Origin of the sequence: Stenotrophomonas sp. TWI1409 (assembly GCF_039673015.1) — a bacterium.
GTDB lineage: Bacteria > Pseudomonadota > Gammaproteobacteria > Xanthomonadales > Xanthomonadaceae > Stenotrophomonas > Stenotrophomonas maltophilia_A.
This window is the reverse complement of the sequence record NZ_JBDJKU010000002.1, coordinates 126784-136783: the sequence shown is the minus strand read 5'-3', so window position 1 is coordinate 136783 and position 10000 is coordinate 126784. Positions and strand designations below refer to the sequence as shown.

General features: G+C 65.7%; 10 protein-coding genes. 7 read left to right on the top strand and 3 right to left on the bottom strand.

From position 1 onward, the window contains the following. Positions 1-174 precede the first annotated feature (174 nt). The 7 genes from ndk to der all read left to right on the top strand — a co-directional run bounded on the left by ndk (position 175) and on the right by der (position 6806). Positions 175-600, top strand: coding sequence for a nucleoside-diphosphate kinase (ndk, locus tag ABE423_RS01715; RefSeq protein ID WP_008265389.1), 426 nt, complete (start codon positions 175-177; stop codon positions 598-600). A 10-nt stretch (positions 601-610) separates the two neighbouring features. Next, complete coding sequence (gene rlmN / locus ABE423_RS01710; RefSeq protein WP_005409296.1) at positions 611-1816, top strand: 23S rRNA (adenine(2503)-C(2))-methyltransferase RlmN; 1206 nt, start codon at positions 611-613, stop codon at positions 1814-1816. Continuing rightward, positions 1803-2588 carry a type IV pilus biogenesis/stability protein PilW gene (pilW, locus tag ABE423_RS01705; protein ID WP_346484716.1) on the top strand — a complete coding sequence of 262 codons (786 nt, stop codon included), beginning with the start codon at positions 1803-1805 and terminating at the stop codon, positions 2586-2588. The genes rlmN and pilW overlap by 14 nt, the downstream gene beginning before the upstream one ends. A gap of 18 nt (positions 2589-2606) precedes the next feature. Continuing rightward, a complete protein-coding gene (locus ABE423_RS01700) occupies positions 2607-3479 on the top strand; it encodes a RodZ domain-containing protein (RefSeq protein ID WP_032130492.1) in 873 nt (290 codons plus the stop codon). A 65-nt stretch (positions 3480-3544) separates the two neighbouring features. Further along, positions 3545-4183, top strand: coding sequence for a tetratricopeptide repeat protein (locus ABE423_RS01695; RefSeq protein WP_032130493.1), 639 nt, complete (start codon positions 3545-3547; stop codon positions 4181-4183). Continuing rightward, entirely contained in the window at positions 4183-5391 is a 1209-nt protein-coding gene (gene bamB, locus ABE423_RS01690) for an outer membrane protein assembly factor BamB (RefSeq protein ID WP_121503076.1), read from the top strand. The genes ABE423_RS01695 and bamB overlap by 1 nt, the downstream gene beginning before the upstream one ends. Before the next feature lie 17 nt (positions 5392-5408). After that, positions 5409-6806 (top strand): ribosome biogenesis GTPase Der, encoded by a 1398-nt coding sequence (der, locus tag ABE423_RS01685; protein ID WP_049453247.1) that lies wholly within the window; start codon positions 5409-5411, stop codon positions 6804-6806. A gap of 307 nt (positions 6807-7113) precedes the next feature. Here der and ABE423_RS01680 read toward each other — a convergent pair whose 3' ends face one another. The 3 genes from ABE423_RS01680 to ABE423_RS01670 form a co-directional block, all read right to left on the bottom strand. Beyond that, positions 7114-8331 (bottom strand): amidase family protein, encoded by a 1218-nt coding sequence (locus tag ABE423_RS01680; protein ID WP_189719609.1) that lies wholly within the window; start codon positions 8329-8331, stop codon positions 7114-7116. 139 nt (positions 8332-8470) lie between these two features. Beyond that, a complete protein-coding gene (locus ABE423_RS01675; RefSeq protein WP_180836863.1) occupies positions 8471-9253 on the bottom strand; it encodes a lysine transporter LysE in 783 nt (260 codons plus the stop codon). A 94-nt stretch (positions 9254-9347) separates the two neighbouring features. Then, complete coding sequence (locus ABE423_RS01670; protein WP_253144407.1) at positions 9348-9977, bottom strand: LysE family translocator; 630 nt, start codon at positions 9975-9977, stop codon at positions 9348-9350. Positions 9978-10000 lie beyond the last annotated feature (23 nt).

The window sequence follows — 10000 nt, the reverse complement described above, 5'->3', positions numbered from 1 at the left end:
ACCGCAGGCAGCCCGTGAGGCGCCAGCCTGCCGGCCAGCGGCCGGCACTACCACCCTGCCGCTTTATAGTTTACAATTCGCCTACCTTTATCAGGCTAAGCCCGCGTCCCGACGCGGGTTTTTTTCATGTTACCCTTCGGGCCATCAGCGGCCCGATTCCATTGGAGACATCCCATGGCGCTGGAGCGCACCCTTTCGATCATCAAGCCGGACGCCGTTGCCAAGAACGTCATCGGCGAAATCTACGCCCGCTTCGAGAAGGCCGGCCTGAAGGTCGTGGCCGCCAAGTACAAGCAGCTGTCGCGCCGTGAAGCCGAAGGCTTCTACGCCGTGCACCGCGAGCGTCCGTTCTTCAACGCGCTGGTCGAGTTCATGATCTCCGGCCCGGTGATGATCCAGGCCCTGGAGGGCGAGAACGCCGTCCTGGCCCACCGCGACCTGCTGGGCGCCACCAACCCGAAGGAAGCCGCTGCGGGCACCATCCGCGCCGACTTCGCCGAATCCATCGATGCCAACGCCGCCCACGGCTCGGACTCGGTCGAGAATGCCGCGATTGAAATCGCCTACTTCTTCGCCGCCACCGAAGTCGTTTCGCGCTGAGAGTAATGCCGTGAACGAGGTCGTACAGTCCCCCGCCATCCAGCCGCTGCCGAAGTCGGCACCCACGGCTGGCAAGCAGAACCTGCTCGACCTCGATCGCGCGGGCCTGGAGAAGTTCTTCGTCGAGGTTCTCGGCGAGAAGAAGTTCCGTGCCCATCAGGTGATGAAGTGGATCCACCATCGCTACGTCACCGACTTCGATGAAATGACCGACCTCGGCAAGGTCCTGCGCGCCAAGCTGCAGGCCCATGCCGAGGTGCTGGTTCCCAACATCGTGTTCGACAAGCCCTCCGCCGACGGCACCCACAAGTGGCTGCTGGCGATGGGCGTGGATGGCAAGAACGCCATCGAGACCGTGTACATCCCGGACAAGACCCGCGGCACGCTGTGCGTGTCCTCGCAGGTCGGTTGCGGCCTGAACTGCACGTTCTGCTCCACTGCCACCCAGGGCTTCAACCGCAATCTGACCACCGCCGAGATCATCGGCCAGGTGTGGGTTGCCGCACGCCACCTGGGCAACGTGCCGCACCAGATGCGCCGCCTCACCAACGTGGTGATGATGGGCATGGGCGAGCCGCTGATGAATTTCGACAACGTCGTGCGCGCCATGAGCGTGATGCGCGACGACCTGGGCTACGGCCTGGCCAACAAGCGCGTGACCCTGTCGACCTCCGGCCTGGTGCCGCAGATCGACCGCCTGTCTGCCGAAAGCGACGTGTCGCTGGCGGTGTCGCTGCATGCGCCGAACGACGCGCTGCGCGAGACCCTGGTGCCGCTCAACAAGAAGTATCCGATCGCCGAGCTGATGGCCTCGTGCGCACGCTACCTGCGCGCCAACAAGCGCCGCGAATCGGTCACCTTCGAATACACCCTGATGAAGGGCATCAACGACAAGCCCGAGCATGCCCGCGAGCTGGCCCGCCTGATGCGGCAGTTCGACAACGCGGTGCAGGCCAAGGATTCGGGCAAGGTCAACCTGATTCCGTTCAACCCGTTCCCGGGCACCCGCTACGAGCGTTCGGAAGAAGCGCATATCCGTGCCTTCCAGAAGATCCTGCTCGACAGCAACGTGCTGACCATGGTCCGCCGCACCCGTGGCGACGACATCGACGCCGCCTGTGGCCAGCTCAAGGGCCAGGTGATGGACCGCACCCGCCGCCAGGCGGAGTTCAACAAGACGCTGCAGGCGGGGAAGGGGAGCGATGCCGCGGCCTGACCGCCTCTGGCTGGTTCTGTTCGCAGGCATGCTGGCCGTTGCGGTCGGCGGCTGCAAATCCCATCCAAAGGCCAAGCTGGGCCCCAGCGAGGCGCCGGTCTACTCGGTCCGTGATCCGGACAGCGTGCGGCGCCAGGTGCGCCTGCAGGACCTGCTGGCCCTGGCCGCCCGCGACATGCAGGTGGGCAACCTCGATGCGGCCGAACGCAAGGCGCGCGAGGCGCTGAAGCTGGCCCCCGAGTCGCCCGATGCGCTGGTGCTGCTGGCCGGCATCGACGAGCGCCGTGGCCGGACCCAGCAGGCTGGCGAGAGCTTCCGCAGGGCTGCCGAGCAGGCGCCGCAGCGCGGGGACATTCTCAACAATTACGGCGCGTGGCTGTGCCAGCAGGGCCGGCCGGCCGAGTCGCTGGTCTGGTTCGATCGTGCGCTGCAGGCGCCGGGCTACGCCACGCCGGCCGAGTCCCGGGCCAATGCCGGGGGCTGTGCGCTGGACGCCGGCCAGTTCGAACGTGCCGAGCGCGACCTGCGTGCGGCGCTGGCAACGCTGCCGGGAAACCCGGTCGCGCTGGAGGCGATGGCCCAGCTCAGCTTCCGCCAGGGCCGCTTCATGGAGGCCCGGGCCTTCGCCGAACGTAGGATTGCGGCTGCACCCGCAACGCGTTCCGTGTTACAACTTGCGTCTCAAATCGAAGCGCGGCTGGGAGATCGGGCGGCATCTGACCGCTATCTTCAGCGCATTCGACAGGAATTTCCGCAGGAAGCGGGCTCCTAACTCCAGGGTTGATGCATTGTGATTGATGACCAGACTGTGAGCGCTCTCGAGACTGCGGCCGGCTGCGGCAGCCGCCTGCGCCAGGCCCGCGAGGCGGCCGGACTGACCCTCGAAGATGTCGGCTCGCGCCTGCGCATGCCGGTCCAGGTGGTCAAGTCGCTGGAAGAGGAACAATGGCAGAAGCTGGGGGCGCCGGTGTTCGTGCGCGGCCAGCTGCGCAGCTACGCGCGCCTGCTGGACGTGGATGTGAGCCAGCTGCTGGAGCAGGCCCAGGTCGGCCCGGTGGTTCCGCCCACCCTGGTCAGCCATACCCATACCCCGCGTGCGCGCCGCATTGCCGAGAATCTCGGCCGTCGCGTGCTGTATGTCGGTATCACCGCGGTGCTGGCGGTGCCGGTGTGGTTCGCCACCCGTGGTCATTTTGATGGCAGTGCGACGCCGTCGCCGAACACCGCTTCGCTGGACGCGATCCCGGCCGCTGTGCCGGTGACCCCGTCTGCCGCCGGCGTCGAGCCGGCCGCCGTGGCTGACGTGGCGAGCGCCCCGGCCAGCAAGCCGGCCGCCACCCCATACGTAGCCTCGCTGGCCCCGGTGCCGCGTTCAGCCCCGGCACCAGCGGCTGCCGCCAACACGCTGGACATGCAGTTCAGCGGCGACAGCTGGGTCGATATCGGCGGCCCGGACGGCGCTACCGTCGAGAAGGCGCTGATCAAGTCCGGCGAGAGCCGCAGCTTCACGCCGGGCCAGGTGACCCGGGTGACCCTGGGCAACGCCTCGGCGGTCCAGGTTCAGCAGAACGGCGCTATCGTCGATCTGACCCCCTACCAGCGAGCCAACGTGGCACGCTTTCAGGTATCCTCTGAAGGCTCCGTAGTCCCGGTTTCGCACTGAGGCGCGGTTTCACCACCTTCGATTAATCCCAATGGTCCCTCCCGATGGGCGGGGCGAGAGTACGCATGGCGATCGACGATCTGCTCGACGAGCACGAACAAAGTGAACGCGTCCGCAGCTGGCTGCGGAAGAATGGCGCCAGCATCCTCGGTGGCGTAGTCATCGCCATCGGTGCCATTGCCGGTTGGCAGTGGTACCAGAAGGATCAGGGCGGCAAGCTGGCCTCGGCCAATGTCGAGTACCAGAAGGCACTCGTTGGCCTGCAGCAGAACAAGCTCGACGACGCCTCCAAGGCGGTCAAGGCGCTCGAAGCTGGCCCGTCCAGCATCTACGGCGACCTCGCGGCGCTGCAGCTGGCCAAGGCCCAGGTCGACGCCGGCAAGAACGAAGAAGCCCTGGCCACCCTGCGCGGCGTGAAGGTCGAAGGTGACCTGCAGCGCGTGGTCGACCAGCGTGTGGCCCGCCTGCTGGTGGCCACCGGCAAGAGTGACGAGGCGATCAAGCTGCTGGGCAGCGCCACCGACAGCAGCAGCCTGGAAATCCATGGCGACGCGCTGATGGCGCAGGGCAAGCGTGATGACGCCCGAGGCCAGTACGAGAAAGCGCTGAAGTCGCTGGACGTGGCAGCGCCGCAGCGGCGCCTGCTGGAAACCAAGGTTATGGACGCCGGCGGCACCGTTGCCGCCCCTGCGGAGTCGGTTTGATGAGTCAGAAGGTCATGATCACCCGCGTCGCCACCGTGCTCCTGATGGGCATGGCCCTGACCGGCTGCAGCACCGTGAAGGGCTGGTTCGCCGGCAAGGACGCGGCCGCGAAGAAGGCACAGGAACCGGCTGAGCTGGTCAAGTTCGAGCCGACCCTGAAGGTCAACAAGGCCTGGTCGGTCAACCTCGGCAAGGGCGAGCGCCGCATCGGCGTGCGCCAGGGCCCGGCCGTGGCCAACGGCCACGTGTTCGCTGCGGCACTCACCGGTGGCGTGCACGCCATCGACCTGCAGACCGGCAAGAAGGTCTGGACCTGGGAGCCGAAGAAGGAAAAGAAGAAGGCCAAGCTGCGCCTGTCCGGCGGCCCGGGGGTCGGTGAGAACCTGGTCGTGATCGGCACGCTTGATGGCCAGGTCATCGCCCTGGACATCAACGATGGCAGCGAGAAGTGGCGCGCCCGTGTTCCGGGTGAAGTCATCGCCGCGCCGGCCATCGCCCAGGGCGCGGTCTACGTGCGCAGCAATGACGGCCGCATCACCGCGTTCGATGCCGGCAACGGCACCCAGAAGTGGTTCAACCCGAGCGAGCTGCCGGCGCTGACCGTGCGTGGCAACGCGCCGGTGGTGACCGGCCCGGGCGTGCTGTTCATCGGCAAGGACGAGGGCGCGGTTGCCGCCCTGGCCCAGCAGGATGGCCGCACCCTGTGGGAACAGAATGTGGGCAACGGTGAAGGCCGTACCGAGCTGGAGCGCATGGCCGATGTCGACGGTGCGCCGGTGCTGGATGGCAATACCCTGTTCGTGAGCAGCTTCAAGAACCAGACGATGGCCATCGAAGGCCCGACCGGTCGCCCGCTGTGGGCGCGCGACCATGGCGGTGCCGGTGGCGTGGCGGTCTCGTCTGGCAATGTGTTCGTCACCGACAACAAGGGCGGCGTGTTCGGCCTGGACAAGGCCAGCGGCGCGGCGATGTGGTCGCAGACCGCACTGGCCCGTCGCTCGCTGACCGGCCCGGCACTGCACGGCGACTACGTCGTGGTCGGCGACTACAAGGGATACGTGCACTGGCTGCAGACCTCCGATGGTGCGATGGCGGCACGGGCAAAGAGCGGCGGTGACGCCCTGCTGGCCCAGCCAATCGTCGTAGACGGGGTGCTGCTGGTGCAGAACGTTGATGGCAAGCTGACCGCCTTCCGGTTGGCAAATTAAAAATTGGAGTAATCGCGATGCTGCCTTTGGTCGCCCTGGTTGGACGGCCGAATGTCGGCAAGTCGACTATTTTCAATGCGCTTACGCGCACCCGTGACGCGCTGGTCCATGACCAGCCCGGCGTCACCCGCGACCGCAACTACGGTGTCTGCCGTCTGGACGAGGACAATCATTTCCTCGTCGTCGACACCGGCGGTATCGCGGAAGAGGAAGAGGGTCTGGCAGGGGCTACCACCCGCCAGGCCCGCGCCGCTGCGGCGGAAGCCGACCTGATCCTGTTCGTGGTCGATGCCCGTGAGGGCACCTCGGCGATGGACGACGAGATCCTGGCCTGGCTGCGCAAGCTGTCGCGCCCGACGCTGCTGCTGATCAACAAGATCGACGGCACCGACGAGGACACCGTGCGTTCGGAGTTCGCCCGCTACGGCTTCGGCGAGATGCTGACCGTGTCGGCCGCGCATCGCCAGGGCCTTGACGACCTGCTGGACGAAGTGGTCCAGCGCCTGCCGGAAGAAGGCAGCGGCGAAGAGCTGGACAACGATCCGAACCGCATCCGCATCGCCTTCGTCGGCCGCCCGAACGTGGGCAAGTCGACGCTGGTCAACCGCATCCTCGGCGAGGAGCGCATGATCGCCTCCGACGTGCCGGGCACCACCCGCGACTCGATCGCCGTGGACCTGGAGCGTGATGGCCGCGAGTACCGCCTGATCGACACCGCCGGCCTGCGCCGTCGTTCGCGCGTGGACGAGGTCGTCGAGAAGTTCTCGGTGGTCAAGACCATGCAGTCGATCGAGCAGTGCCAGGTGGCCGTGCTGATGCTCGACGCCACCGAAGGCGTGACCGACCAGGACGCCACCGTACTCGGTGCCGTGCTCGACGCCGGCCGCGCGTTGGTGATCGCCATCAACAAGTGGGATGGCCTGACCGAGTACCAGCGCGAGCAGGCTGAAACCATGCTGTCGCTGAAGCTGGGCTTCGTGCCGTGGGCCGAGTCCGTGCGCATCTCGGCCAAGCATGGCTCGGGCCTGCGTGAGCTGTTCCGTGCGGTGCACCGCGCGCACGAATCGGCGAACAAGACCTTCACCACCAGCGAAGTGAACAAGGCGCTGGAAGTGGCGTACGAGACCAACCCGCCGCCGACCATCCGCGGCCATGTCTCCAAGCTGCGTTACGTGCACCCGGCCGGGGCAAACCCACCGACCTTCATCGTGCACGGCACGCGCCTGAAGGAGCTGCAGGAATCGTACAAGCGCTACCTGGAGAACTTCTTCCGCAAGCGCTTCAAGCTGATCGGCACGCCGGTGAGCTTCATCTTCCGCGAGGGCACCAACCCGTACGAGGGCAAGAAGAACGTCCTCACCGAGCGGCAGGTCAAGGCCAAGCGGCGCTTGATGAAGCACGTCAAGGGCAAGTGATGCAGAGAAAGGCGGCCGCAGGGCCGCCTTTCTTGTTTGTGGTAGTGCCGGCCGCTGGCCGGCAATCCCCCGTGTTCGCAGATACCGGTCGAGGCGGTCCGGCGCCCCGTGCCCGACAATATGGCCTCGAGCATCGAAGAGCTTTCCCCCGCGCAGGCGTGTGAGCGCCTGGCCTACGGCGCCGCGATGATTGATGTGCGCTAGGCGGTCGCTGGGGGACCTACCTCAATGTGGAACTCGACGAGAGGACCTTTCAGCGACGGGATTTGGGTATGGACGCTTCTTTATGGCCAGGACTGGATTCGACTTATGCAATTCCTTCTGTCATCTGCCTGGCTGAGGCCAGCACGAATTCATCCTGATAATGACCAGCGGCAACAGAGAGTCCAACCGGGCAATTGTCGACAGTCAGCAACGGCATGGAAATCTCGGGCAGCCGCGCGACACCGGAAAAGGCGGTGATCGCCATTGTCCTATCGTAGAAGTCCAGCACGGCTTCCAGCGTCGTCAGCGATCCCTTGAGAGGGGCAATGACAGGCGTCGTGGGGAAGCAGATGACGGTTCCGGGCATGAGGAAAGCATTGATCCTCTCGAAGAACCATTCGCAGCGGGTGATGCTGTCGAGTGCGGTAAGCCGGTCGAACGATTGCACATTTCCATACGCCATGGAGAAGGCAAAGCCAAGCTCGGGCTTGTGTGTTTCGATCCAGCTGCCAACCGTGCTCTGGAATTCGGCCGTCTGCAGATTCCGAAGCGCCTTCACATTGCAATCGACTAGCGGAACGTCCGCGCCGACGATCTGCGAGAAGCGGACTGTCTCCGGCTCGATGCCTGTGCGGGTGGCGATCGCCTGCAAGGCGGCCTCCGCCTGGTTTCTCACTGCTTCGTCAGCAATGTCCAGCGCATCGGCGAGGACCAGGATACGTCGCAGCGGCGCCGGCTGGCTTGAGCTGCTGCGCAGCAAAACCCGTGTCGCTGCATCAAGCAGGTTCAATGATGCGGCAACGACGCCCACCGTGCTGACGCTCGGCATGAAGGGCAGCACGCCGGCTTCGGAAATCCGGTGCAGGGATGGACGCATGCCCCAAATACCGCACAGGCTCGCAGGAACACGGATTGAGCCGCCCGAATCGGTGCCGATGGAGAAATCGGCCACGCCATTGGCGACCGACGCTGCCGATCCACTTGAAGAGCCGCCGGGAATGCGATCTGGAGCCCTGGCATTCACCGGCGTGCCGAAGAATTGGCTTTCGCCGTCGAGGCTATACGTGAATTCGTCCGCGACGACCTTACCCACGCAGCGCGCGCCCGCAGCCAATACCTGATCGACGCAAAGCGCATTGAGCTTCGGCGCAGGATGCCTGGCCCGCCAAGCGGGGCTGCCATAGGAGGTCTTATGACCCGCCAGATCGATATTGTCCTTCACCGTGAAGGTTGTTCCCTCCAAAGGCCCTGCTCCAAGCGGTGCTATGTCGGTCCTTTCGACGATCGAGCCGGACGGATCATCAGGGTAACTACTGTGCATGCTCATCTCGTGGTCGGTTCCGAAGCGTTGTGGCGATTGTCCGTGCGAACATCGGCCTAATAGTATGAAACCCGAACGCTGCTGTTGCGGGCGCGCTGGGCGTGCCAGCCAGGCATGGGTTTGGTTCTCGATGTCTCGATCAGGGCGGACTGCTGCGACGTGCGCGGCAATGCGGCAACGCGCATGGCATGCCTCGGCCGCGCCGCGATGTTGAAGCCGGTTGCACCTGGCTTGTGGCGGGGATCGATTCCGGCAGCTGCACCTGCCCCGAGATGCTTGCCCAGACCAGGGTCGTACCCAGTGCACCTGCCAGGTACGCCACCGACACCGCCCCGATCAGCAGGCCCGCGGCATGCTCCAGCCATGGAAGCAATCGGCAACACCCCTGTGCCCTGCGCGGATGGCTGCCGAGCCATGCCATCAGCAGGCCGAGCGACAGCGCGACGCCACTCAGGCAGGCCACGTAAGCGGCCTGGGTGCCCGTGTCGGCAACGAGGCCGGTAACCAGGGCTGCAATCGCGAACTGCAGCATCCAGTTGCTGCTGCTGGCGAGCGCCAGCAGGCATCCTGCTTCGGCGTGCGGCCAACGGGAGCGGGCGCGCAGGCCCAAGGGCATCTGCAGGGAAAGCGGAGAGAACGGGGTCAAGCCGGCGTCGCGCAGGCACATGCCCGCCAGGCGCAGCAGCAGGAGGCAGCCCGCGCACTGCATCGCCAGCGTCCACAGGCCGCGGTTTCCCAGCATGCCCGCTGCAACGAAAGCCGTCGCACAGATGACGCCCGTACCGATGGCGATACCGAACGACGCGGCCATGGCGGCGCGCCCGCCCGCGCCCATTGCGGTGCGCAGGATCTTCGCGTGATTGGAAGCAGGCAGGAGCATGGCGAAGCCGTACAGCACCGCGACGATGAAGAACTGCTGCACGTAAACCTGCCACCGACCTACAGAAAGTGCCGAGTGTGGGTTGGTGCGGACGCGCCGTATTGAACGCTATTGCGACAGGCGCGAATCGCCGGCATCAGCCCACCCACAGCGACACGACGATCCATAGCGCCAGCGCAATCATCAGGAGCCCTGCGGCGCGCTCCAGCCAGGGCAGGGCGCGTGCGAATCGGCCCAGCACCCACGGGTGGCCGACCAGCGCGGCTACCAGCAGATCCCATAGCAGGACGATGCCGAACATCCACGCGCCATAGAAGAACTTCGTTGCGGCGTTGGCCTGGGGGCCATTGAGCATTGCCGCCAACGTTGCGTAGAACAGCGCATTCTTCGGGTTCAGCAGCGCAGACAGAGTGCCCAGTCCTGCCGCCTTCCACCACCCGTGCGTATCGCCCGCGCGCGATTCCGTGGCAGGTGCCTGCAGCGTCGTCGAACCCGCATGGCGCAGGAACAGCGTGCCGAGGTACAGCAGGAACCCGCAGCCCGCCAACTGCACCGCAATGAACCCTGCGCTATCTGCGCGCAGCATGGCCATTCCAGTGAAGGCGGCCACGATGAAGACGCCATTTCCGAGGGCGATGCCTGCGCAGGCGCCACTGGCGGTGCGCCAGCCAGAGGTGATCGCAGTGCGCGCAACAAGGAAGAAGTCGGGGCCGGGTGAGAGCAGGGCGAGAAAATGTACGGTGGCGATGACCAGGAACTGTTCCATCGGGTCCGGCGGCGGCTGGCGGG